Origin of the sequence: Thermosipho melanesiensis BI429, from assembly GCF_000016905.1 — a bacterium.
Lineage (GTDB): Bacteria > Thermotogota > Thermotogae > Thermotogales > Fervidobacteriaceae > Thermosipho > Thermosipho melanesiensis.
Genome location: NC_009616.1, coordinates 474,789 through 500,958 on the forward strand (window position 1 = coordinate 474,789; position 26,170 = coordinate 500,958).

At 32.2% G+C, this 26,170-nt stretch carries 26 protein-coding genes; 15 read left to right on the forward strand and 11 right to left on the reverse strand.

Going from position 1 to position 26,170, the window contains the following annotated elements; genetic code table 11:
• The first annotated feature begins 1 nt into the window (after window position 1).
• Window positions 2-2,032: an LPP20 family lipoprotein gene (locus TMEL_RS02370; protein ID WP_012056678.1), complete on the forward strand. Its 2,031-nt coding sequence runs from the start codon at window positions 2-4 to the stop codon at window positions 2,030-2,032.
• A gap of 21 nt (window positions 2,033-2,053) precedes the next feature.
• Here TMEL_RS02370 and TMEL_RS10365 read toward each other — a convergent pair whose 3' ends face one another.
• The 4 genes from TMEL_RS10365 to TMEL_RS10380 all read right to left on the reverse strand — a co-directional run bounded on the left by TMEL_RS10365 (window position 2,054) and on the right by TMEL_RS10380 (window position 3,861).
• The gene (locus TMEL_RS10365; protein WP_012056679.1) at window positions 2,054-2,752 is read right to left on the reverse strand and encodes a methyl-accepting chemotaxis protein; all 699 of its coding nucleotides are present in this window, start codon (window positions 2,750-2,752) and stop codon (window positions 2,054-2,056) included.
• Window positions 2,753-2,832: 80 nt separating this feature from the next.
• Complete coding sequence (locus tag TMEL_RS10370) at window positions 2,833-2,979, reverse strand: hypothetical protein (RefSeq protein WP_194292777.1); 147 nt, start codon at window positions 2,977-2,979, stop codon at window positions 2,833-2,835.
• Window positions 2,945-3,442, reverse strand: coding sequence for a 7TM diverse intracellular signaling domain-containing protein (locus tag TMEL_RS10375; protein WP_012056680.1), 498 nt, complete (start codon window positions 3,440-3,442; stop codon window positions 2,945-2,947). Before TMEL_RS10375 ends, TMEL_RS10370 begins: the two co-directional genes overlap by 35 nt.
• Complete coding sequence (locus TMEL_RS10380) at window positions 3,439-3,861, reverse strand: hypothetical protein (protein ID WP_012056681.1); 423 nt, start codon at window positions 3,859-3,861, stop codon at window positions 3,439-3,441. Before TMEL_RS10380 ends, TMEL_RS10375 begins: the two co-directional genes overlap by 4 nt.
• 97 nt (window positions 3,862-3,958) lie before the next feature.
• Between TMEL_RS10380 and TMEL_RS02380 the strand changes: the two genes are divergently transcribed.
• From TMEL_RS02380 to TMEL_RS02445, 14 genes are all read left to right on the forward strand, one after another.
• Window positions 3,959-4,819 (forward strand): ABC transporter ATP-binding protein, encoded by an 861-nt coding sequence (locus tag TMEL_RS02380; RefSeq protein WP_012056682.1) that lies wholly within the window; start codon window positions 3,959-3,961, stop codon window positions 4,817-4,819.
• A 5-nt stretch (window positions 4,820-4,824) separates the two neighbouring features.
• Window positions 4,825-5,622, forward strand: coding sequence for an ABC transporter permease subunit (locus TMEL_RS02385; RefSeq protein ID WP_012056683.1), 798 nt, complete (start codon window positions 4,825-4,827; stop codon window positions 5,620-5,622).
• Window positions 5,623-5,636: 14 nt separating this feature from the next.
• The gene (locus TMEL_RS02390) at window positions 5,637-6,431 is read left to right on the forward strand and encodes an ABC transporter permease (protein ID WP_012056684.1); all 795 of its coding nucleotides are present in this window, start codon (window positions 5,637-5,639) and stop codon (window positions 6,429-6,431) included.
• Between the two features lie 11 nt (window positions 6,432-6,442).
• Complete coding sequence (locus TMEL_RS02395) at window positions 6,443-7,012, forward strand: TetR/AcrR family transcriptional regulator (RefSeq protein WP_012056685.1); 570 nt, start codon at window positions 6,443-6,445, stop codon at window positions 7,010-7,012.
• Between the two features lie 55 nt (window positions 7,013-7,067).
• On the forward strand, window positions 7,068-9,059 hold the full coding sequence (locus tag TMEL_RS02400; RefSeq protein ID WP_012056686.1) for an alpha-amylase family glycosyl hydrolase: 1,992 nt from the start codon (window positions 7,068-7,070) through the stop codon (window positions 9,057-9,059).
• Between the two features lie 13 nt (window positions 9,060-9,072).
• The gene (gene pulA, locus TMEL_RS02405; RefSeq protein WP_012056687.1) at window positions 9,073-11,601 is read left to right on the forward strand and encodes a type I pullulanase; all 2,529 of its coding nucleotides are present in this window, start codon (window positions 9,073-9,075) and stop codon (window positions 11,599-11,601) included.
• 43 nt (window positions 11,602-11,644) lie between these two features.
• Complete coding sequence (locus tag TMEL_RS02410; protein ID WP_012056688.1) at window positions 11,645-12,004, forward strand: response regulator; 360 nt, start codon at window positions 11,645-11,647, stop codon at window positions 12,002-12,004.
• A gap of 83 nt (window positions 12,005-12,087) precedes the next feature.
• The gene (ileS, locus tag TMEL_RS02415) at window positions 12,088-14,814 is read left to right on the forward strand and encodes an isoleucine--tRNA ligase (protein WP_012056689.1); all 2,727 of its coding nucleotides are present in this window, start codon (window positions 12,088-12,090) and stop codon (window positions 14,812-14,814) included.
• 37 nt (window positions 14,815-14,851) lie between these two features.
• Window positions 14,852-15,352 (forward strand): TIGR00725 family protein, encoded by a 501-nt coding sequence (locus tag TMEL_RS02420; protein WP_012056690.1) that lies wholly within the window; start codon window positions 14,852-14,854, stop codon window positions 15,350-15,352.
• Entirely contained in the window at window positions 15,349-16,218 is an 870-nt protein-coding gene (locus TMEL_RS02425; protein ID WP_012056691.1) for a DMT family transporter, read from the forward strand. Before TMEL_RS02420 ends, TMEL_RS02425 begins: the two co-directional genes overlap by 4 nt.
• Window positions 16,205-17,212: a rod shape-determining protein gene (gene mreB, locus TMEL_RS02430; RefSeq protein WP_012056692.1), complete on the forward strand. Its 1,008-nt coding sequence runs from the start codon at window positions 16,205-16,207 to the stop codon at window positions 17,210-17,212. Before TMEL_RS02425 ends, mreB begins: the two co-directional genes overlap by 14 nt.
• Window positions 17,213-17,221: 9 nt before the next feature.
• Window positions 17,222-17,923, forward strand: a complete 702-nt coding sequence (locus TMEL_RS02435; RefSeq protein WP_012056693.1) for a flagellar hook-basal body protein — start codon at window positions 17,222-17,224, stop codon at window positions 17,921-17,923.
• Window positions 17,924-17,936: 13 nt separating this feature from the next.
• Window positions 17,937-18,722: a flagellar basal-body rod protein FlgG gene (gene flgG / locus TMEL_RS02440; protein WP_012056694.1), complete on the forward strand. Its 786-nt coding sequence runs from the start codon at window positions 17,937-17,939 to the stop codon at window positions 18,720-18,722.
• Between the two features lie 89 nt (window positions 18,723-18,811).
• Window positions 18,812-20,356, forward strand: a complete 1,545-nt coding sequence (locus TMEL_RS02445; RefSeq protein WP_012056695.1) for an ATP-binding protein — start codon at window positions 18,812-18,814, stop codon at window positions 20,354-20,356.
• A gap of 30 nt (window positions 20,357-20,386) precedes the next feature.
• Here the strand turns inward: TMEL_RS02445 and TMEL_RS02450 are convergent, their stop codons facing one another.
• The 7 genes from TMEL_RS02450 to TMEL_RS02480 form a co-directional block, all read right to left on the reverse strand.
• On the reverse strand, window positions 20,387-21,109 hold the full coding sequence (locus tag TMEL_RS02450) for an amino acid ABC transporter ATP-binding protein (protein WP_012056696.1): 723 nt from the start codon (window positions 21,107-21,109) through the stop codon (window positions 20,387-20,389).
• Window positions 21,106-21,756: an amino acid ABC transporter permease gene (locus tag TMEL_RS02455; RefSeq protein WP_012056697.1), complete on the reverse strand. Its 651-nt coding sequence runs from the start codon at window positions 21,754-21,756 to the stop codon at window positions 21,106-21,108. Before TMEL_RS02455 ends, TMEL_RS02450 begins: the two co-directional genes overlap by 4 nt.
• Window positions 21,757-21,768: 12 nt before the next feature.
• Complete coding sequence (locus tag TMEL_RS02460) at window positions 21,769-22,506, reverse strand: basic amino acid ABC transporter substrate-binding protein (RefSeq protein ID WP_041425933.1); 738 nt, start codon at window positions 22,504-22,506, stop codon at window positions 21,769-21,771.
• Between the two features lie 102 nt (window positions 22,507-22,608).
• Window positions 22,609-24,414 (reverse strand): glutamine--fructose-6-phosphate transaminase (isomerizing), encoded by a 1,806-nt coding sequence (gene glmS, locus TMEL_RS02465; protein ID WP_012056699.1) that lies wholly within the window; start codon window positions 24,412-24,414, stop codon window positions 22,609-22,611.
• A complete protein-coding gene (plsX, locus tag TMEL_RS02470) occupies window positions 24,383-25,384 on the reverse strand; it encodes a phosphate acyltransferase PlsX (protein WP_012056700.1) in 1,002 nt (333 codons plus the stop codon). Before plsX ends, glmS begins: the two co-directional genes overlap by 32 nt.
• Before the next feature lie 2 nt (window positions 25,385-25,386).
• Window positions 25,387-25,569, reverse strand: a complete 183-nt coding sequence (gene rpmF, locus TMEL_RS02475) for a 50S ribosomal protein L32 (RefSeq protein WP_012056701.1) — start codon at window positions 25,567-25,569, stop codon at window positions 25,387-25,389.
• Window positions 25,570-25,587: 18 nt separating this feature from the next.
• Complete coding sequence (locus TMEL_RS02480; protein WP_012056702.1) at window positions 25,588-26,136, reverse strand: YceD family protein; 549 nt, start codon at window positions 26,134-26,136, stop codon at window positions 25,588-25,590.
• Between the last annotated feature and the right edge of the window lie 34 nt (window positions 26,137-26,170).

Below are 26,170 nucleotides of genomic sequence, written 5' to 3' on the forward strand. Positions count from 1 at the left end.
AATGAAAAAAATTTACATATTTTTGATAGTAATAATATTCATTTTATTTTCCTGTGATAATTCTCAAAACACCACAAATTCAACATCAAATACTTCTACTAATTTTGTTATACCTTACGGCTTTATTGGCGCTTTTGGTGAAGGATATGCAGAATCTGAAGGCCTTTCCGAAGAAATTGCAAGGAAAGAAGCATTAAAAAAAATATCCGAACAAATTTTTGTAGAAGTAAAAAGTGATACTACATTGTATGAAACTCTCAATCAAGTTACAAAAGATGAAAAAATAAAAGAAGAGGTTGAAACAAAACTTGAAAGTGTAGTGAAAACAACTACAAATATAGAGCTTGTAAACGTAGATTTTACTTTGGTTGATAAAAAATATAAAAATGGAAAATACTACACAAAGGTTTTGGGATTGATAGATAAAGAAACTGCATTAAATACATACAAAGTATATTTTGCAGTAAAGCTTGGCCAAGTATTGCTGAAAGATAAAATGATTTTTAGTGCTCAAAAACTGGTGGAAGAATACTCGGAGCTCTTAGAAAAAAAGAGGGAAAAGCTACCAGCAAATATGTTTTCAGAGCTCTCGAAAATTGTTTCAAATATAAAACTTGAGTGGAGAAAAGTAAATAATATATACAATCAACTTTCTGAAAAAAACGTTTCAAATATAGTTGAGGCACTAAAACTCCTTGAAAGTATAGATAGAATAAAGGATATTGCAAGAGATTTTCCAAATGAAAAGCTGGTAACTTTACAAAACAAAGCAAAACCATTTATTAAAGACATAAATATAAAAATAGAGGGACCTAACAAAGTTTCTGTTGGAATGAGAATAGACTTAATTGTAAAACTAACACCAAAAGTTGACAGTATAGTTTTAAAGGTAAACTCTAAAAACGCTAATTTTCCAAATAGTATATCCCTAAAAGACGGTGAAGGGCAAATAAGCGGTATTGTAAAAGATACAGAAATGGAAGTAGAATTTTCTTTGGGAGGATTACTATCCAAAAAATTTGTTCCTGGTACAGTACAAGAAAGTGGAATTTCATCTCAAGATATAGGTAAAATTATTAGAATTGCAGTAGAAGGAGTAGATATTGACAGGAACAAAGCAATTGAAAAAGGATTAACTTTAGCAGTAAAAAAAGCAGTGGGAATTTTATTCTCAGAAGACGTAAACCTTCTTTTGAGTTTACCTGTAGATAGCGAATTAATAGATGCTTTAATGGGAGTCCTCCAATACGAAATTGTGAATGAAGCACTAAAAAATGGTTCTTATCACCTAGTTATGAATGTAAGTTTCAAAAAAGAAGAATTTAAAAAACTACTTAAAGAAGTTATTGAAAACAAACCTACAGGATACGCCGTTTTAGTTGTAAATAACGATGAATATGGTTACATTGAACCATATTTTGAAGAAAAATTGATAAATTTGGGTATAAATTTAGTTTCTAAAGAATATTCAAAAAAACTAGTTGGATATAACAATCCAAGTGTTTTATCAAAACTCGCACTGCTTTCCGCAGCAAAGTATGTAATAAACGTAAAGGTTTCTTATGGTGAAAAATATTTACAAGATTACGATCTTTGGTCCGTAAGAATACTTTTGTCCGTGCAGTTAATAGACACCTTTACTGGAAAGATATTAAAAAGCTTAACGTTTGAAGAAACAAGAGCTGGTGCTACAAAACAATCTGCGCTTTCCAAAGTGTTAAACAGTGATAAATTTAATATATTCATCGAAAATTTAGTTGGAATGTTAAAAAGTAATGAAGGTAAAATAAATGAAAAAATAAGTTTGGTATTTAAGGTATCAAGATCAACATTTGTACTAGTTTTAAAAGATTATTTAAAGGAGATTTTTGAAAGTGTTACATTGATTAGAAAAACAGATAATGAAGGTTTTTTTATAATTCAAACAGATAAAAGCATTGATAATGTAATTGATAAAATATTAATGTTTAAAAATTTAGAGATAAACGTTTTACAAGTTAAAAACAATGAAGTAATATTTGAAGTAAAATAACCCCCCAGTCGGGGGGTTATTTTATAGGTTTTTTAGCTCTTGCGACTTTTCTGAAATTTCTTCTATTATTTTTTCTATTTCCTCTTGGCTCTTTTTTAAATCTTTGAACTTTTCAAATAAATCCTTTGCAATATTTTCAATTTCAACTTTTAAATTATTTGAAATATTATTTTGTTCTTTGTTCATTTCAACTATTTGTTTGAAACTTTCAAACATACTTGTCATTTCGCTAGTACTTTGATTTATTGAATTTAAAGTTTCGTTATTCTTTACTATTGCCATAGATAATTTCTCAGAAAGCTCATATACAAAATTATTTACCTGCTCAAAATCCTTTTCTATTACCGAAACAGTTGAGTTTATATTATCCACTAACATTGTTGTATCCTGTGATAGTTTCCTAATTTCATCTGCAACAACTGCAAAGCTTTTCCTAGCCTCTCCTGCTCTTGCAGCCTCAATTGCTGCATTCAAAGATAACAAGTTTGTTTGTGTAGCAATATCTTGAATCTTTGAGGTTATACTTTTTATATTCTCCACATTTTTCGAAAAATCTTCAAAGGCTTTTAAAAGATTATCCTTAACATTAATTAGATTTTCTGACAGTGTAATAACTTGTGAAAAATTTTCCAAATTATTTTTTGATGAACTCTCTATTCCTTCTCCCATTTGGCTAACGAAAGATATCTTTTCCGTTATTTCTTCTGTTTTTAATTGCACATTTAACAAAAACGAGTCAAATAAATCGAGTACATTTAAGAGATTGGATATTTTTTCATCTACTTCTTCTGTCTCTACAGCTAATTTTGATTAATTGCGTTTACAGCCTCAGTTGCGTTAAATACAACTTTTGAAAATTCCTTTGCACTTTCTGACCAATTTGTAAGTTTTTTTATGTTCTCCTTTTCTTGCTTAAGAAGCTCGTTTACTTTTTTTACTTGTCTCAATAGTTTTTCTGTTTATTTCTATTATGTTTGTAAAAGCGTAAATACCAAGTGTAAGTCCAAATCCCGTTTGCGCTATGTTAAAAAACATGTAATCTATGTTTACCATGTTCAAAACAGAAAGAATCGACAAAAATATACCTGCTACAACCGCTCCAAGACCCATTGTAACAAATCTTTCTGAAAGAACTTTTGAGTTTTTTATAAATAGATATGAAATATATATAAGTGACAATATCGCAAAAAGATAAAATTGTGAGTAATTTGTACGGACCGTTGTCAAATTTTTTGATAAAAGTACTCTTAAAAAGAACAACCAATACATAACTATATATACCTTGAAAAATAAATGCCTTTTTAATTTAAATATCTCATGTGAAAATTCTAACGCAAAATACTTAGACAATGCCACACCTGAAATTACTATTTTTTTCCAAAACAATATAGGATGCAAAAATAAATTCATCTCATCTTTTGTATATCACTTAAATTCCCCACAAACCACTTACTTTCTATTCCGCCTATTTGTCGCGAATAAAAAACTATTTTTGTATTTTTGTCTAATGGAATATAATAATACCTATGCCAGGAACTTAAATCTGGACCTTCTACAACAAATATAACCTTTTCACCTTGGTAAACTTCTACTTTTTCGTTAGCCGTAACTGCAAATGCAAGGTATCCACTTGTCTCATCTACATCCACCTCAAATCTATGAATATTGTTGTCTGTGAAAGTCATAAGCTTTTCATTTACTTTATCACCATTAAGAATTAAATTTGGTGTGTACAAGGAAACATTTGCTTGAATGTACGTATTAATTGAGAAAATAATAACCAAAATAACAAATGCGCCAATAACGTAGTATATGATATTCTTCAGCATAAGAACCCTCCTTTCCAAAAATTCCTTTTTATTTTATCATTTTTATGGTAAAATATAACTGACCATGTGGTCAGTTTTCTTGATAGGAGGTAGATGTATGATTGTTGTACAAAATTTAAAAAAGTACTACGGAAAAAATGTAGGAATAGAAGACGTAAGTCTTGAAGTAAAAGAAGGAGAAATATTGGGGCTTATCGGCCCAAACGGCGCAGGTAAAACTACCACCATACGTATCTTAATGGGCTTTTTATCACCAGATGCAGGCAAGGCACTTATCTCTGGGAAAAGTATGCCAAAAGAAATAGACTTTGTTAAAAAAAATTTAGGATATATACCAGGTGAAGTAAATTTCTATGGTGATATGAAAATAAAAGAATTCTTAAAATTCAACAGGGCATTTTACAAAAAAATAGATTTAAAATATGAAAGATACATTGTTGAAACATTAGGGATAGATTTAAATAAAAAATTCAAGGAACTTTCTTTGGGAAATAAGAAAAAAGTAGCAATACTACAGGCATTAGTACATAAGCCGAAATACCTCATTTTAGACGAACCAACAAGTGGACTTGATCCCATCATTCAACAGAAATTCTACAAACTTCTTGATAAACACAAAAAAAATAGGGCAGTTATTTTATTCTCATCACATATCCTTTCAGAAGTGGAAAAATTATGCGATAAATTTGCCATGATAAAAGATGGGAAAATTATAATGAGCGGAGAGATTTCAAAGTTAAGGGATATATCCATAAAGCAAGTACATATATATGGTTTGAACTTTTGCAATTCTTTGGAAAAATATCCATATAAAAAAGAAGATATGGATTACATTTTTGAAATAAAACAGTCTCAGATGAAGGAATTTTTAAAAGAAATTTTAAATTGTGAGTTTAAGGACATAGAGATAAAAAATCAAGCACTTGAAGACATATTTTTGAAGATGTACAGGTGGTGATAAAAGTGATTATTATAAAAAAAGAGTTAAAATTTAATTTGAAAAACTTCATAATATGGGTTATTGTAGTAGTATTATTTGTCTTTATGTATGCATCTGTTACTAAATTTTTTACAGATCAAAATAGTCCTGCAATAAAATTTATCGAAAAGTTTCCAGAAAATTTACTAAAAACATTTAACATTGACTTAGAGGCCTTCTCGAAAACAGAAGGAATTTTTGGAACGGAAGGTATGTTGTTTATGTTTTTGATTTTTGCAATTTATGCTATTGTATTATCAAGTAAAATCTTTGCAGGAGAATTTGATAATAAAACTGTTGAATATTTATTTATAAAACCCATAAATAGAAAAAGAATCTTTTGCGAAAAATTATTTGCAATTTGGCTTTATCTAATAACATTCTTTTCTTTTTTCCTTTTATCCGAGTTAATGTTTTTTAATATGTATTTAGATGATTTTAGAACAAAAGTTTTATTTGGTTTTGCCGCATACGTTTTTGTAATATCGATTCTATTTTCTTCTATTTCAATATTTTTTTCTATCCTTTTCCAAAAAAGAAAATTTGTAAATTCACTCTCTATAGCCCTTTTATTTTTGTTTTATTTTTTCAATAGTGTAACCCAAGGGGTTGACACATTTGAATTTCTCAGAAAGATAAGCGTTTTTCACTATTTGTCTTCCGTGGATTTAGTAAATACAGGTAAAATCAATTATCTTTCAATGTTTGTCATACTATTTGTTTCACTTACATTACTTTATTTTTCAAAGAAAAGATTTGAAAATCAAGACATTTTAATTTAAGGGGTGAAGATAATATGTTATTCTCAAAAGATTTGAAGTATAACCTTAAGACTTTCTTTATATGGTTTGCTGTACTATTTTTATTTTCATATATGATAGCACCATTTATTGATACAGTAATGCATGATTCAAAAGAATTCCTCAAATTCATTGATTCCCTTCCAAAATTCATGATTAAAGCCTTTAACATATCAGAAAGCTTTATTACACCGGAAGGTTTTTTTGGAGTAAAGATGATGTTGATGGCTCAAATTTTTGCAGCAATATTTTCCATTTTAATTGCCTCAAGCATATTCTCACAAGAGTTTGAAAACAAAACAATGGAATATTTGTTAGTAAAAACCTATTCACGCAAAAGAATATTCATAACAAAATCTTTGGTAGCATTTTTGTTTTATACATCTTTTGCTTTATTTTTTGGTATTAGTATTGTAGCATTATTCAACATTTACGTTAGTTTCGAATACAATGTAAAGATTCTCTGGGGATTTTCTCTTTATATTTACGTAGTAGAAATATTCTTTGGTTTTTTAGCAATTTTTTTCTCAATTATTTTTCAAAAATCTTTTCCTTCTATTTCTCTTTCTATTGGCTTATTTGTAATTATGTACATAATGGATCTTTTCGGTACCGCTGTTGAAAATTTTAAATGGTTAAGATATCTAAGTATTTTTAAATATATTTCAGTAGGTGATACTCTAAAGTTTAACCAAGTGTATGTTTTTAATTCTATACTTTTAATACTTTTATCTTTTTCTTCATTGATAATAGGTATATTCATATTTAACAAGAAAGATATTATAACGTAAGGAAGGATTTTATGAGGGAAAAAATATTAAATATTGCAATTGAAGAATTTGCAAAAAAAGGTTATTTTGGTGCATCAACTAATGTTATCTCAAAAAAAGCTAATGTCTCAAAAGGAGCACTCTTTTATCATTTTAAAAGCAAAGAAGGGCTATATATTGAATGTTTCAAAAGCTTTATCCAATTATTTGAATTGGAATTTCTTAAATTTTATAATGAAAATGATAACTTAGACTTTTTTACTTTCTTATTAAAATGGTCTCAGAGAAAGGTTGAAATGACAAATGAAATGAAATACGTACTAGATTTTTTTGAAACAATTAAAAACATACCAAAGAATATTGAAGAAAAAATCCAAGATATTTTAAGCAAAAACTATGAAAAATATATCCCTTTTTTATGGGAAAAGTTCGAAAAGTTAAATCTGAGAAAGGAATTAGATAAAAAATTTGCATTTTCTATGGTTTTGGATTTTTTCGAAACCTTCTCTAAAAGGTACTATAAAACTACTATTGAACCTAAAAAAATATTTTTAGATTTCAAAAATGTTATGGAAATTATAAAATATGGAATACTTGAGTAAAATTGTGGTATAATTTTTTAGAGTTGTTTGGAACCGTTTCTATGGAGGTGTTTAAATGTTAAAAGAGTTGGAAAAATATCTAAAAGCCAAGATAACCGGTCACAAAAATTATGCTATACCAAAACTTTGGATTAAAGGTTATGAGTATTTATACGGTGACATCTTTGAAGAAAAAGGAGAAAATCTTTTCGTAGATCCTTACGAATTTTTCTTTAAAGTTATCTCGCATATAAATTCACAAAGGGAAAAAATAGATTACTCAAAACCAATTTCTTACCACTCAAAAGAAAAAAATTGGGAAAAAAATGCAATAATGTATGGAACACTCCCAAGGATGACTACTTCTTTCAACCACAAAGGTTTTGGAAATTTTGAAGAAATCGATATTCTGGGTTTTAAAGAATCTGGAACATTTTTAAAGATGATAGCGCTACTTCCGTATTTAAAAAATTTTAATGTAAATACAATCTATATGCTTCCAATAAGTAAAACAAGCGATTTGTTTAAAAAAGGAAGTATTGGCTCACCATACGCAGTAAAAAATCCACTAGAGTTAGACGAGTCATACCACGATCCACTCCTTGCAGATTTCTCTGTGAAAGATGAGTTTAAAGCATTGGTAGAAGCCGCACATATCCTTGGCATGAGGGTTGTTCTTGATTTTATACCACGTACCGCTTCAAGAGATTCTGATCTTATTAAAGAACACCCAGATTGGTTTTACTGGATTAAAATTGATGATTTAGCAGATTACAAACCACCGCGTGTCGATGAACTTTCTTTCAAAATACCCGATAAAGAAGATATCCCCGTTTTGTATAGAAATACAGAGGTTAGAAAACACCTAAATCGGTTTGTTGATTCACCAGATAAGATAGATCCAAAAAAATGGGCTAAAGTAAAAAATATGCCTGGAAACATACTCGTTAATATAATCAGAGAATTTGAATTGGTAACCCCTCCAGGTTTTTCTGACTGGATAAACGATCCACAACCAACGTGGGACGATGTAACCTTTCTAAGACTTTACCTTGACAACCCAATTGATGCACAAGAATATATTCCAGAAGATCAAAAACCATATATATTGTTTGATGTTATAAAATCAAGCAAGTTTCCCGGGAGTATACCTAATAAAGATCTTTGGGAATATATTTCCAACATTATTCCAAATTACCAGAAAAAGTTTGGAATAGACGGTGCAAGAATAGATATGGGACACGCACTCCCTTCAAAGCTACAAGAGATGATAATAAAAAAAGCAAGGGAAATAGATCCATTCTTTGTTTTCATAGCAGAAGAGCTAGAAATGGATAATGACATAAAGGCAAAAGATGATGGTTACAATGTTATACTAGGCAATTCCTGGTATGCAGCGCCAAGAAAAGAGGAAATGTACAAATTACTAGAAGAAAAAGCTAAAAATTTAGCAATTCCATTTATTGCCTCTGTTGAAACACCAGATACACCAAGAATAAGCACAAGAGAATTTGGTGAAAAACTAAAATATCTTGCAACATTTTTGCTTTATTTTTCACCAAATGGTATTCCTTATATAAACTCTGGACAAGAAATAGGTGAAATACAACCAATGAATTTAGGGCTTGATAATACAGTCTGGGGAAAAACTGTTCTCCCACCTGATGATGAATTTTATGGAAAGCTTGCATTTTTCGATCATTATGTGCTCCATTGGAATGATTATGATGAAAAGCTTTTTGAATTTTTAAAGACCTTACTATTTTTAAGGAAAAAATACAATGATTTTGTTTTGAATGGTGAATTCAAATATGTTTATTTTAACTATCAAGATGGATTTTTGGCAAATTATTCTTACTGGGTCGAAGATAAGGGACTAATCGTAGTTGGAAACTTAGACCTATCGTGGGAAAGAGCTTTTGATATATACTTAGAAAATACTGCCGAAAAAACCTTAAATGTAAAAAGTGTAAAGATTTGGGATGGTGAAGAAAAAACTTATGAGCCTCAAAAAATACTCAACTTAAAACTTGCCCCAGGAGGTTTTGCTTTAATAATTATTAATTAGGGAGGGGAAAAATATGAAAAGATTGTTAGTGTTTTTCTTTGTTTTGTTATCTTTTATTGCAATTTCATCTACAACCATAATTGTACATTACCATCGTTTCGATGGTAACTACAATGGATGGAACTTGTGGATTTGGCCTATGAAACCCATAGCAATGGAAGGAAAATCCTATCAATTTACAGATCAAGATAATTTTGGTGTAGTAGCTAAGATAACACTTGACCTGGATCTTGAACAGGTGGGAATAATCGTAAGGCTCAACGATTGGCAAGCAAAAGATGTAGCAAAAGATAGGTTTATAGACATAAAAGATGGAAAAGCGGAGGTGTGGATTTTGCAAGGAGTCGAGGAAATTTACACAAAAAAACCTGATACAAGGCCAAGGGTATTTTTCGCAGCTGCAAAAGCAGATAATGTAATTGAAGCATATTTAACAAATACAGTTGACACAAAGAATGTAAATATAAAAGTTAAAGTAGATGGCAAAGAAAAGAAAGTATTAAATGTGGAAAAAGCAGATCCAACGGATCTTTCTAAGACAAATTACATAAGAATAACTTTAGCAGATAAATTAACTGAAGATGATTTAAAAAAAGATGTTAAAATATATATCGAGGGCTTCTCTCCGTCTACTGTTTATATGTTAGATGTTTTAGACAAATTTTATTTTGAAGGTGAGCTCGGTTACATATACTCCAAAAACAGGACCATATTTAGGACCTGGTCTCCTGTTTCAAAATCTGCACAAGTTTTATTGTATAGAAACGGAGAAGACAAAAAACCATACAAAATAGTTAATATGAAATACATGGGAAATGGTGTATGGGAGGCCAGGGTTGATGGTGACTTAGATGGTATCTTTTACAAATACAGATTTGAAAATTACGGCAAAATAAGGGAAACAGTAGATTATTATTCCAAAGCTGTATATAAAAATGGATTAAAAAGTGCAGTTGTTGATCTTTCAAAGACAAATCCTGATGGTTGGTTCAATGATAAAAGACCATACATGAAAACACCCGAAGATGCAATAATTTACGAAATTCACATTGCTGATATAACTGGCCTAGAAAATTCAGGTGTAAAAAACAAAGCAACGTATCTGGGATTGACAGAAGAAGGAACAAAAGGGCCAGGCGGTGTAACTACAGGATTGTCTCATCTTGTAGAGCTTGGGATTACTCATGTTCATATCTTACCCATATTTGATTTTTACACGGGCGATGAGGAAAATAAAAATTTCGAAAAAAGTTATAATTGGGGATACGACCCATATCTCTTCACTGTACCTGAAGGAAGATACTCAACAGATCCAAAAAATCCATACGCTAGAATAATAGAAGTCAAAAAAATGATTCAAAAGCTTCACGAAAATGGAATTAGAGTAATACTTGATATGGTCTTCCCACATACATTTGGAATAGGTGAACTTTCCGCCTTTGATCAAACAGTACCATATTACTTTTACAGACTTGATAAAACAGGAGCATATTTAAATGAAAGTGGTTGTGGAAATGTGATAGCAACGGAAAGACCGATGATGAGAAAATACATAGTAGATACAATTTTGTATTGGATTAATGAATATCACGTGGATGGATTTAGATTTGATCAAATGGGCCTAATAGATAAAAAAACTATGCTAGAAATTGAAAGAAAAGCACACAAAATTGATAAGACGATTATATTATATGGTGAACCTTGGGGAGGTTGGGGAGCACCAATTAGGTTTGGTAAATCTGACGTTGCACATACACACATTGCAGCATTCAATGATGAATTTAGAGATGCATTAAGAGGTTCTGTATTTGATGAAAAGGTAAAAGGATTTTTAATGGGGGCTATTGGAAAAGAAACACGCGTTAAAAGAGGAGTTGTTGGAAGTATTCAATATAATTCACGAATAAAAAGCTTTGCGGCAGATCCTGAAGAAACTATTAATTACGTTGCATGTCATGATAATCATACATTGTGGGATAAAAATTACCTTGCGGCAAAATACGATAAAAAATATAAATGGACAGATGAAATGTTAAGAAACGCACAAAAACTTGCTGGTGCTATACTTTTAACATCACAGGGAATTCCTTTTATTCATGCTGGTCAAGATTTCGCACGTACAAAGAATTTCAACGAAAATTCTTACAATGCACCTATTTCCATTAACGGATTAGACTATCAAAGAAAATACGAATATTTAGATGTATTTGAATATTACAAAGGACTTATTAAACTAAGAAAGGGGCACCCGGCATTTAGAATGACAAATGCACAAGAAATAAAAGAACACATCAAATTTTTACCCAGCAGAAAAAGAAGAATAGTTTCTTTTGTCATATCCAATCACGCAAGAAATGACGAATGGAAAGATATTTTGGTAATATATAATGGAAATGTTGATTCTGTAGAATATGAACTTCCTGAAGGCGAATGGAATATGATAGTAAATGGGAAAATTGCAGGAACTGACATTATTGAAAAAGTTTCTGGTAAAATAATACTCGAAGGAATTTCTGCATATGTTTTTTACAAGAACAAATAAATTGTGGTATAATTTATTCAGTAATCCTGTAAGGGGTGAGAGTATGTCAAAAAAAAGAATATTGGTTGTTGAAGATGAAGACAACATGAGGCTTTTAATAACTGAAGAGTTGGAAGAAAGTGGCTATGAAGTAGATGAAGCAAGGAACGGACAGGAAGCTCTTGAAAAATTTAGGTCTAAAGACTATGACCTTGTTACTGTTGATATTGAAATGCCAGGCATGAACGGTCTTGAAGTCGCTGGTAAGATTCGTGAAATGAAAAAAGATGCAAAAATAATAATACTTACTGCTTATTCCCATTACAAAAGCGATTTAGCATCTTGGGCAGCAGATGCATATGTGGTAAAATCTTCCGATCTAACGGAACTTAAAGATACCATTGCAAAGATAATTAATATGTAAAATATGCCCTCCCCCAAGAAAAGGTGGCGGGAGGGCCACCTTTTTTGTTAATAATACAAAATAAAATAAATGGAGGTGTAAAGATGGATTACAAAGAAACGTTGAACTTGCCTTCAACTGAATTTTCTATGAGAGCAAATCTTGTAAAAAAAGAACCAGAGATGATTAAAAAATGGCATGAAATGGATGATTACAACCTAATTTTGAAATCCAGAGAAGGCAAACCAAAATTTGTTTTGCACGATGGACCACCATATGCTAATGGAAATATCCACATTGGGACTGCAACAAACAAAATCTTAAAAGATATTGTAATAAGATACAAAACAATGAGGGGATATTATGCACCATATGTACCTGGTTGGGATACGCATGGACTCCCCATTGAACACAGAGTTTCAGTTGAAATGGGAGAAAAAATAAAGGGGATGTCTCCCGTTGAAATAAGGCAAAAATGTAAGGAATTCGCACTTCACTTTGTTGATGTCCAAAGGGAACAATTTAAAAGATTGGGAGTTAGAGGAGATTGGGATAATCCATATCTTACGCTTGATCCAAAATATGAAAAACACATTTTAAATATATTCAAAACGTTAGTAAAAAACGGCAATGTGTATAGGGGAAATAAACCTGTATATTGGTGCCCAACATGTAAAACGGCGCTAGCAGAGGCAGAAGTTGAATATCACGATCATTCTTCGCCATCTATATACGTAAAATTTGAGCTAGAAAAAAACACATACATAGTTATCTGGACCACAACCCCCTGGACATTACCTGCAAATGTAGCTATAGCTGTGCACCCTGAATATGATTATGTAAAAATAAAGGTAGGTAACGAATATTGGATAGTTGCAGAAGGACTTTTAAACAAATTTGCAGCTGAAACTGAGATAGAATACTCTGTTGTCGAAAAGTTTAAAGGCAAAGATTTAGAACATAAAAAGGCAAAACATCCATTCATGAATAGAGAATCGCTAATAGTACTAGCAGATTATGTAACGTTGGAAGATGGTACAGGTTGTGTACATACAGCTCCAGGACATGGTGCCGAAGACTACCTTACAGGTATAAAATATAATCTACCAGTATTATCACCAGTAAATGAAGAAGGAGTATTTACAAAAGATGCGGGAAAATACGCCGGATTAAAAATTTGGGACGCCAACAAAGTGATAATTGAGGATTTAGAAAAATTGGGAGTTCTAATAAAGTCACAAAAGATAGAACACAGCTATCCACACTGTTGGAGATGTAAAAATCCTGTTATTTTTAGAGCAACTCCCCAATGGTTTATATCCGTTGACAGAAATGGTCTTAGAGAAAAGGTACTAGAGGAAATTAAAAAGGTAGAATGGCATCCAAAATGGGGAGAAAATAGAATTACCGCTATGGTTAAAGAAAGACCAGATTGGACCATTTCAAGACAAAGAGTTTGGGGAACACCTATTCCTGCAATTAAATGCAAAGAATGTGGAGAAGTGTTTTTGGATGAAAAAGTTATAGATAATTTCGTAAATATTGTAGAAGAAAAAGGAACAGATGCTTGGTTTGAACTTTCTGAAGATGAATTAATACCAGAAGGTGTAAAATGCCCAAAATGTGGAAAAAACTCTTTTGAAAAAACATACGATACATTGGATGTTTGGATTGATTCTGGTTGTTCTTTTGAAGCTGTAATCAGATCCAAAGGAGAAAAATTTCCTGTAGACCTTTATTTAGAAGGTGATGATCAACACAGAGGGTGGTTCCAAAGTTCCATATTTATGTCCGTTGCCCATACTAATATAGCACCATATAAATCTGTTGTAACCCATGGGTTTATAAAAGATGAACATGGTAGAAAGATGAGCAAATCATTAGGAAACGTCATTGATCCAAAAGAAATAGTTGATAAGTATGGTGCAGATATTTTAAGACTTTGGGTTTCAAGTATCGACTTTTTTGACAATATAAGGGTGGGGAAAAATATAATTCAACAACAAGTAGAAACATACAAAAAACTAAGGAACACATTAAGGTACTTGTTAGGTAATTTAAACGATTTTGAAGAAAATATGATTGTTCCGTTTGAAAAGTTACTACCTCTTGATAAATGGGCATTAGGTAGACTTCAAGAAGTTATTTCACAAGTTACTGAGCATTTTGAAAAATATGAATACTCCAAAGTGTACAGTTTGCTCAATAGATATTGTACTGTGGAGCTAAGTGCAACATATCTTGATATTATCAAAGACAGAATATACGTAGAGGCCAAAGGCTCAATTTACAGGCGCTCTGCACAAACGGTTATGTACTACATCCTCCAATCATTGATAAAAATGCTTGCGCCAATTTTAGTATTTACTGCAGAAGAAGCATATCAGTTAAGTCCATTTAAAAAGTACGAAACAGTACATTTGGAATATTGGCCAGAAGTAAAAGAAGAATATATAGATAATCAAATAATGGAAGATTTTAAAATGATACTGCTAATTCGTGATGATGTATTAAAAGCTCTAGAAGAAGCCAGAAAACAGGATATTATTGGTCACTCTCTTGATGCAAAAGTTACAATTGAAGGATTAAACGATAACGTTCAAATGATAATTGAAAAACACAAAGATTATCTATCAGAAATATTCATTGTTTCAGATGTAGAAATAGGAAATGGACAAACCAAAGGAGAATTCGTAAGTGTAACCGTGGAAAAGGCAAAGGGTGAAAAATGTCAAAGATGCTGGAAATACAGTGAAGATGTTGGAAAGGATGATACTTACAAAGATGTATGTCCAAGATGTGCAGCTGTTTTAAAAGGTGAAAGAAAATAAGCGGGGAAAATTCCCCGCTTTTTTGAAGGGGGATTATATGAAAAAGGTAGCAATTATAGGATATTCTGGAAAGATTAGTAAAAATCTTGAGAGTATTTGTATTTCTCTTGGCGAAGCTTTGGCTGATAAGTATATTGTATTAACAGGTGGTAGAGACGGTGTAATGGAAGTAGTTGCTAAAGGTGTTAAAAAAGCCAATGGTATATGTATCGGAATATTACCCTTTGATGAAAAAGGAAATCCGCATAATTCTTTAGACATAGTAACAGGTCTTGATTTTCAAATGCGCTCTTTTATTTTGCTAAAAAACGCTAATGCCGTAATTTCAATAGGTGGTGAAATTGGAACCGCAATTGAGATTTTGGGAGCATATGCATATGCAAAACCTACTATTTTATTTAAAGGGACTGGGGGATGGACAGATAAAATTCAAAATGTTTTGATAGATGGAAAATATTTAGATAACAGGAAAATTATGGAATTAAGATTTGCAGATAATATCGAAAAAATATTGAAATTGTTGGAGGAGTTGATATGAAGTACATCCCTTTAACCTTGGTAGTATTTTTCTGGGGACTTTCCTTTATTGCAACAAGCGTTGTTGTTAAAGAAATGAGTCCACTTGTTGCCGCATTTCTCCGCTTTCTAATAGCCTTGTCAGTACTTTTTGTAGTTCCTAAAAAAAGAAAAATAAGTCTGTTTAACATACACAAAATCATGGCAGGTTTTTGGGGTATTACCATGTATTTTGTAGCAGAAAACTTTTCCCTAAGATTTACAACTCCAACTAATGCTGCTATGATAGTATCAACAGCGCCAATTTGGTATGTTCTATTTACACAACTCGTACATAAAAAAAGAACACATCTGTTCCAATACTTTGCATCTATTGTGGCTATTTTCGGTGTGGGACTTGTTATTTTAAACGGAAGATTATACCTAGATGTAAATCCAATTGGGGATTTACTGGCTTTTGGTGCCGCCTTTTCATGGGTATTTTACACACATCATATATTGAAACTATCTGATCATGCTTCAATTACTGCGGTTTTTGAGATCACTTTTTGGGGAGTAATTACGTTAATTCCGTTTACATTAATAGAATTCTTCTTTTTCAATGCTAAGATTAACTATTCAATAAACATTATTTTCGGACTTTTGTATCTGGGAATACTTTGCTCAGCAATAGGTTATATCATGTGGAATAAATCCATAGAAACTTTGGGAGACAGAACCACTACAAATGCCGTCTATGTCATACCAATCATCACTGCCATTTTTGAAAGTATCATTTTCAGAAGGTTACCAACATTTTTACTAATTTCGGGTATAATATTAGTTGTAATAGGACTATATATTTTTGAAAAGCACGAGGAAAGGGGAGAAAAATATGGGCAAAAATGACTTAGGAATAGACCTTGGAACTGCAAATTTTTTGGTTTATCAAAAAGGAAAAGGAATAGTTCTTTATCAACCTTCTGTCGTTGCTATTTCAAAGAAAACAGGCAAAATTATTGCAATTGGCGATGAAGCAAAAGAAATGATTGGAAAAACCCCAGAAGAAAGTATTATTGCAGTACGACCTATGAAAGATGGAGTAATTGCAGATTATACAATTATCTCAGAAGTTTTAAGGATGTTTATAAAGAGAGTGACAATAGGATTTTTCTTAAAACCCAATATGGTTATTGGTATACCAGCAAAGACTACAACTGTCGAAAAAAGAGCAGTTTTCGACGCAGCAATAAGTGCCGGGGCAAAAAAAGTATATGTGGTTTCAGAACCACTTGCAGCGGCAATTGGTGCAGGTATAGATGTTACAAAACCCGAAGGAAACATAATAGTTGATATAGGTGGTGGAACTACAGATATTGCCGTTATTAGCCTTGGAGGCGTTGTAGTGGGAGATTCTGTTAAACTTGCTGGAGATGCCATGGACGATATGATAATAAAAAGTGTTAGAAAACTCCTTGGATTAATTATCGGAGAATCAACAGCCGAAGAAATTAAAAAAAGAATAGGAAAGGCACATCCAGAAGTGGAAGATTTTGAAATGGAAGTAAAAGGAAGAGATGCAGTGACTGGATTACCAAGAACAGATAAATTAAACTCTTTTGATGTATACAAAATTTTAAAACCTATACTCGAAAACTTAATTGCTAGAATAAAGGTTGTTTTAGAAAAAACACCTCCAGAACTTTCCGCAGATATTATGGAAAAAGGTATAGTAATCACAGGTGGTGGAGCACTTCTGAGAGGAATTGATAAAGCCATTTATGATGAAATTGGTGTACCTTGCAAAATTGCTGAAGATCCGCTAACATGTGTTGCACGAGGTACAGGAATTTTACTTGAAGACGAAGAACTATTAAATGAGGTAGCAGTAACATACGAATGAGGTGAAAAAATGTATAGAGGAATATACCTTGCTTCAATGGGAATGTTAGCAGATATTACTAAGTTAGACACTCTTTCAAACAATATATCAAATGTAGATACAGCTGGATACAAATCTGATTCTTTGGCTTTTAAAGCCTACTTTGAAAAACAGCTATATTCCTTCAACCCTATGCCACAAAAAGAGGAAGTTGAGGTAAAAAAAATTGGAAGTTTCGAACAAGCTCTTATTTTAGATCAAGTAAAAACAAACTATTCTCAAGGAACGTTGGAATATACGGGCCATTCTTTGGATTTCGCCATCGATGGTAAAGGTTTTTTTGTCGTAGAAAATGCGGGAAAAAGGATGTATACACGTGCTGGGAACTTTAAAGCAAATGAAGAAGGATATTTGATAACACCAGAAGGGTATTATGTATTAGGAAAGAATGACCAAAAAATAAAACTAGATGGTAATGTACTGGAAAAATTACTGGTTGTTGCTCTAAAAAATCCCAGAAAGGTTGGATACACATTTTTTAAAGGTGAAGAAGTGAGAAAAGAAAATTTTAGGATTTTACAAGGTTATGTAGAAAAATCAAATGTGAACATAGTTAGAGAAATGGTAAAAATGATTGAAGCAACACGACATTATGAGACACTTTCAAAAGCAGTAACTGTACATGATGAATTACTTAATAAATCTATTAATTCCGCGGGAAGTCTAAAGTAGGAGGTGCTAAACAATGATTAATGGTCTTTATACCGCAGCAACAGGAATGTGGGCTCAACAATTTAAATTAGATACACTTTCTAACAACATTGCAAATGTTGATACTGCTGGCTACAAAAAGGTAAAAACAGAATTTCAAGACTTGTTGTACGATTATTCAAAAAACGCTGGCGCTGCAACCGCGCAAAATTCTATCCATCCAACTGGATTATATGTTGGTCATGGAACAAAACTTTCGGCAACTACGAGAATATTTACACAAGGGAACCTTGAAAGAACGGGAAATTCATTGGACATTGCAATTTCAGGAGATGGTTTTTTCCAAATACAACTTCAAGATGGTAGAATTGCATATACAAGAGATGGTCAATTCAAAATTGATGGAAACGGAAGAATAATAACAAGTAATGGTAATCTGCTGTCGCCGAATATTGTTGTACCGCAAAATGCTGTTGCCATTAACATCTCCCCAGATGGTATAGTTACCGCTGAGCTTCAAGATGGAACTCTACAAAATTTAGGGACAATTACACTTGTAAGGTTTATAAATCCATCTGGATTGAAAGCTATTGGTGACAATCTTTATCTTGAAACACCCGCAAGTGGTGCACCAGTAGAAGGAACCGCAGGACAAGACGGTTTTGGGTCAATTCTTCAGGGATATGTAGAAAAATCTAATGTGGATATTGTGAAAGAAATGGTTGATATGATAAGTGCAATGAGAGCATATGAGTTAAATTCAAGAACAGTACAAACAGCAGATGAAATGTTAAGAACTGCAAGTAATATGAAGAGATAAAAATATTAAATGGAAAATAAAGTCCAGGTATGAGGATACCTGGACTTTTTTATTTTGATATATGATATAATCTTTACGGAGGTGTAGAAATGAAGAAGCTGCCGATAGGGGTACAGGATTATAGAGAAATAGTAGAAGAAAATTATGTTTATGTGGATAAAACAAAATATTTGTATGATTTAATGACAAGTGGGAAGTTTTACTTTTTATCACGACCAAGGAGGTTTGGGAAGAGTTTAACGATATCGACGTTGTATTACATATTCAAAGGGGAGAAAGAACTTTTCAGAGGAACATACATATACGACAAGTGGGATTTTAAAGAGTATCCCATTATTAAACTTGATATGTCAGATAATACGTTAAGTACATACGAAAAATTCTTGGAATCACTACATAATAAATTTAACGAATTATATAGCAAACATGGCTTACAAGCAACGACAGACGATTTACCAACAATGTTTGGTAACTTAATAACTGAATTAAACGCGAAATACAGAGAAAGAGTAGTGATATTAATAGACGAATATGAAGCACCGATATTAGAACATATAAATAACAAAAAAGAAGCGGAAAAGATAAGAAGTTTTTTAAGAGAGTTTTATAAAAAGATAAAGACAAAAGATGAATACATAAAATTTGTTTTTATGACAGGGATAACGAAGTTTACAAAGACAGGGGTATTTTCGGCATTAAACAATTTGAATGACATATCGTTGAACAAGAAATATTCACAGATGCTAGGGTACACACAAGAGGAGCTAGAGTATTATTTCAAAGAACACATAGAAGAGACGGCAAGAGAGATAGGGATGGGGAAAGAAGAGTTAATAGAGAACCTGAAAGAATACTACAATGGATTTTCATTTGATGGGAGGAGGAGTGTATACAATCCATTTTCGATATTGAGATTTTTTGAAGAGAGAGAATTTAAGAACTATTGGTTTGAGAGTGGGTCACCATCGTTTTTGTACGAATACATAAAGGGGAGGAAAGTGACATATGAAGAGCTAGTGAAATATCCGGTAAGTGCAATGGATTTTACGACGAGGGAGATAGAAGATGCGAATGCGAACATATTCTTTGCCCAGGCGGGATATTTGACGTTTAAAGGAGTAAAAAAAATAGGATTAAGGGAAAAATACATATTAGACTATCCGAACATAGAAGTGAGGAACAGCTTTTCAAAGTTAATATTAGAGGCAAATTATGGGATAGAAGGGACAGAAGAGATTGAGAATAGGATATATGAGAAGATAGAAAAGGGAGAGATAAAGGGATTAATAGAAGAGATAAAGAGGATAATAAGCAGTATACCATACAATTTACACAGGGGAGAAGAGAGATATTATCATTCATTGATATACACGATAATAGCGTCAGCGGGAGTGAATGTGACAGCAGAGGAATTAACGAGTATAGGTAGGAGTGACATAGTGATAGAAGAAAGGGGAAAGGTATACATATTTGAGATAAAGATAGACAAAGGAGCAAGGGAAGGGATAAGACAGATAAAAGAGAAGAGGTATTATGAGAAATACGTAGGGAAAGAGATATATCTGATAGGGATAAAGATAAGTTCGAAAGAGAGGAATATAGAAGAGTATGTGATTGAGAAAATCAATAAATGACCCCTTCCAAAAAATGTTGGAAGGGGTTTTTTACAATATATGTCTTAAAAATTCTTTTGTTCTTTGTTTTTTTGGATTTTTAAATATTTCCTCAGGAGTTCCATCTTCTGCTATAACCCCTTGATCCATAAATATAATTCTATCTGCTACTTCTCTCGCAAACCCTATTTCGTGGGTAACAACTATCATTGTCATACCAGATTTTGCTAAATCTTTCATTACTTCAAGTACTTCACCAACAAGCTCTGGATCAAGTGCAGATGTAGGTTCATCAAATAGCATAAGCACTGGATCCATCATAAGTGCTCTAGCTATCGCAACACGTTGTTTTTGACCTCCTGAAAGATTATCGGGATAATAATTTATTTTTTCCAATAGTCCAACTCTTTCTAGAAGTTTTTTAGCTTTTTTAATAGCCTTTTCTTTATCCATTTTTAGTACTTTCGTTGGTGCAAGAATTAAATTATCTAACACCGACATATGAGGAAACAAATTAAAATGTTGAAATACCATACCTATTTTTGTCCTTAATTCATTTATATTTTCAGACTTATCAACTTTCTTACCTAAAAATATTATTTCACCTTTTTGATAATCTTCTAAATGATTAATACATCTTAAAAACGTACTTTTCCCACCACCACTTGGACCTATTATTACGATAGTTTCTCCTTTCTCAACTGTTAAGTTTATACCTTTCAACACTTTTAAATCTCCAAAGCTTTTGTGTAAATCTCTTACTTCCAATATCATGATATCTCCATCCTTTTTTCCGCAAATCTCACTAATCTTGATATAGTAAATGTCATCACAAAATATATTAGAGCAATACCAAAGTATATGGAAAATGTTTGAAACGTCCTAGTAATAACAAATTGCCCTCTTCTCATTAATTCAGTTACACCAATAATTGAAGCAAGTGAACTATCTTTGGTAAGAGTTATAAATTCATTACCAAGTGCAGGTAAGATATTTTTAAACGCCTGCGGTAAAATAATATACCTCATCGTTTGAAAATGTGTCATTCCAAGAGATCTTGCTGCCTCGTATTGACCTTTCGGAATAGATTGAATACCTGCCCTTACTATTTCTGCAATATAGGCACCACTATTCAAACCAAGTGCAACAATTGCAGCAGGATATGCTTCCAGTTGTATACCAAGTTGCGGAAGTCCAAAATACACTATTGATATTTGTACCAACAACGGTGTTCCACGCAAAAATTCCACATATACAGTTGACGGTATATTTATCGCTTTTATTTTTGAAAGGCGGCCCATTCCAATAAACGTTCCAAGAACAAGTCCTATAAGCACCGAAAAAAATGTAAGCTTTAAAGTATCCCATGCCCCAAGTAGCAAAAAAGGTAGATTCTCTATTACAACAGTTATTGCTTCCATGTTTGGCCTCCTTTAAAACCATTTTTCAACTAACACATCATACGGGCTTTTAAATAAATTCGAAATTACCTTATTTACAAATTCAAGTAATTCGGTATTTTCCTTTTTAACCCCTATTCCATATTTTTCTCCTGTATCTATTACCGTGGAAACTTCAAATTTTGGAAATTTTTTTACATATGCCCTTGCCACAGCCTCATCCAAAACAACTGCATCAACACGTTTGTTTTGAAGTTCAAGAAATGCATCGGTAAACTTCTGAAATCTCGTAATTTTTATTCTCTTAATATCAGATACGACAAGATCACCCGTTGTACCAAGTTGTACTGCAACGCGTTTTCCAACTAATTCATTAAGACTTTTTGGAGAAAAACTTTCACCTTTTCTAACAACAATTGATTGGTTTGCATTAAAATATGGGATAGAAAAATCTATTACTTTTGCTCTCTCTTTTGTTATAGTCATACCAGCTATTATTAAATCAATTTTGTCAGACATAATAGCAGGAATTAGAGAATCAAACGGTAGATTAACAATCTCAAGTTCTACTCCAAGTTCTTCTGCAATTTTTTTGGCAATATCAATGTCAAAACCAACTATATTGTTATCTTTATCCACATATTCAAAGGGCGGAAAAGTTGGCTCAGTACCAATAATAAGTTTTCCTCTTTCTTTTATTTCTGATAAAGTGCCTCCAAAAATAACTCCTACAATTATCAAAAACACAAAAACAGCAACCCATCTTCTCATACCCATCCCTCCCTTGTTAATATTGCAAAAATATTTTAACATATTATATACTTTTTTTAAAAACATGAAAATAAACAAAAATAAATCCCCCGATCGGGGGATTTATTCAACAGTAACACTTTTTGCCAAATTTCTCGGTTTATCTGGATCATATCCTCTTTTATCTGCTATCTGGTAGGCAAATAACTGTATTATTGGGGATATTGTTAGCGGATACATATCATCAGGACTATCTGGAACATATATTATATCATCTGCTACACCTTCAAGTTCCTTGTTACTCTCATTAGTCACGGCAATTATTCTTGATTTCCTTGCTCTTGATTCCTCTATATTATTTTTTGTCTTTTCAAATAGTTTATCTTTAGGTACAATAGCAAATACGGGAAACGTTGGATCAAGTAATGCTATAGGTCCGTGCTTTAATTCACCTGCAGGATAGGCAGTTGCATTAATATAACTTATCTCTTTTAATTTTAATGCACCTTCGAGTGCCGTTGGATAATTAATTCCTCTACCTATATACATAAAATGATGATAGTTTTTATAATACGAAGAAACCTCATCCAAATTTATGGTAGTCAAAATCTTTCTAAACACATTTGGAGATTTCTTTAAAAATTGAAAGTCTTTTTCTAGCTCTTCATTCCAGATATTTTTTGATTTCAATATATACATTCCCAAAATATAAAGAACAACAAGTTGGTTTACAAAGGTTTTTGTAGCAGCAACTCCTATTTCAGGACCGGCGTTCATAAATATAGTAACATCACTTTCCCTTGTTATTGTAGAACCTACAACATTCGCAATAGAAACTATTTTTGCACCGTCTTTCTTAACAAGCCTTACAGATTCCAATGTATCAGCCGTTTCACCAGATTGTGAAATTGCAATTACTAAAGTTTTTTTATCTATATGTATATTCCTATATCTAAATTCTGATGCAACATCAACTTCCACATCTACGCTAACATACTTTTCAAGGAAATATTTAAAAACAAGTCCCGCATGATAACTTGTACCACAAGCAACAAGTTTTATCTTCTCTACGTTCTCTACATTAAATTCTTTTAACTCGTTTAACAACGGCCCTTCCATAGTAATTCTCCCAACCAAAGCACTTTCTATTGCTTCCGGTTCTTCCATTATTTCCTTTAACATAAAATGCTTGTATCCACTTTTTTCTGCAGCCGTCTCATCCCAATCCACGTGGTGTACCTTTCTCAAAAGAATATTTCCATTTATATCTGTTATTTTGTATTCCCCGTTCCTCAAAAATACAACATCACCATCTTCCAAGAATACAACATCTTTTGTATATCTAAGTATTGGAGTAACATCTGAAGCCAAAATAACCTTATCCGTTCCCTTTCCAAGCACAAGTGGACTTCCTTTCCGTGCCGCAACTAACGTATCATTAAAGTCAGAATGCATAACTACTATAGCATAAGCCCCTTTAAGTTGTTTAACTGTTTCCAAAACCGCTTTGTATATATCACCTCTAAAAAGTTCTTCAATAAGATGGGCTATGACTTCCGTATCTGTATCTGATTTAAATTTATGCCCCTTTTTTATTAGTTCCTCTTTTAACTCTGCATAGTTTTCTATAATACCATTATGAACAATAGCAATTTTACCACTGCAATCTGTATGTGGGTGTGCATTTTTATCATTAGGTGCTCCATGCGTTGCCCACCTTGTGTGAGCAATACCTACACTTGTAGACTTATCCGGGATTTTAGATTTTAAATTTTTAATTCTTCCCAAGGATTTTTCAACTGAAATTTTACCATTGTCATAGAATGCTACTCCAGCAGAATCATATCCTCTATATTCAAGTTTTTGCAAATCTTCTACAAGTTCATCTATCTTAAACTCAGTCCCGACCATACCTACTATTCCACACATTTCTAATTGCCTCCTCTATATTTGAGGTAAGGGACGCTTCTATTCCATCTTTTGCAACCTTTAATGCATGATATATTGCAATTCTATCAGAATTCCCATGTGCTTTTACAACTATTCCATTTACACCAACAAAAAACGTTCCACCATACTTTCGTGGATCTAACTTCTCTTTAAGTCTATTAAAAACAGATTTCATAAGTAGTGCACCTATAGCAGATATTATGTTTTTCTTTATGTTTGATTTTAATACATCAACAATTAGTTTAGCCGTACCTTCCATTGTTTTCATGGCTATATTTCCATGAAAACCGTCTGCAACAACCACGTCAACTTTTCCCATATTTATATCATTTCCTTCTACATTTCCCATAAAATTTTTTTTGAAATGTTCCTTAAGCAATTTAAAAGCTTCTTGTTCTTTTTGTGTCCCTTTGTTTTCTTCGGTTCCAACGTTCAAAAGCCCAACTTTCGGATTTTTAATTCCCAAAAATTTTGCATATTCTACTCCCATTACACCAAATTGCAAAAGTGTGGAAGGCTTTACATCGATATTTGCACCAGCATCTGCAAGAACACAAAAACCATCTTTGGTTGGTATTGGTACAGCCAAAGTTGGTCTTTCTATGTTTTTCATCCTTCCAACAACAAAAGTTGCGCAGGCAAGAAGAGCCCCGGTATTTCCAGCACTTACCACTGCGTCCACTACGTTTTCCTTAACCAGCTTACAACTCTGATACATTGTACTTTTTTTTCTTCTAAGCGCTTCGGTAGGTTTTATATCCATTGGAAGATAATCCTCAACTGTAACCTTTTTACAATTTTCTGGAAGAGATACATTTTTGAAGTTATCCTCTATACCAACCAAATAAAGCTCAACATCTTTGAAATCTTTTGCAAACGACAAAGCGCCAGCTAAAATCTCAGCTGGCGCAAAATCACCGCCCATTAAATCAATAGCTATTTTTTTCATAATTATTCGGCTACTTCAAACACTTGTTTTTTACCGTAGTGGCCGCAGTTTAAGCAAACTCTATGTGGGAGTTTAGGTGCTCCACAATTTGGACATACAGATACTGGAACGGAAAATGCTTTGTAAATTTTTGCCCTCTTGTGATGTGTTCTACTTCTTGACCTTTTTTGCTTTGGAACTGCCATGTAAAATCCCTCCCTTAATTAATTATTGTTTAACTTTTCTTTTAAGTGTAATAGTTTCTCGAATCTAGGGTCTATTAAAGCTTCTTCCATTGCTTTACATTGATGGTTGGGATGTAAATTCAAATTCTCACCGCAATATGGACACAAACCTTTACAATCTTTTTTGCATACAAAAACATCAGGAGCACTTACTACAAGTGCTTCTATTATTCTTTCCTCAAGATCTATTTCTTCTCCTTTGTAGTATATCACATTTTTTAAATTTTCTATTTCAGAATCTTTAAAATTTGGTTCATTTTTTAAATCATAAATTGCTTCAATAGTACCTTCAAGTTCAAGTATCCCCATCTCAAGACATCTATCACAAGGTCTTTCTATTTTTCCTTTAACAAAACCGCCTACAACAATTGTATCATTAGTATATACTATTGATATTTTAACATGAAACCTATTATCTATAACCTTATACGTTCCTGTATGTAGTTCAATAAACTCCGTTACATAATCTCCTTCTATTTTTGAAATCTTCTCAGATATAATATCCTTAATTTTGATTTTCCAAGTCATTTAAATCACCTCTATTTTATGGTATCATATTTAA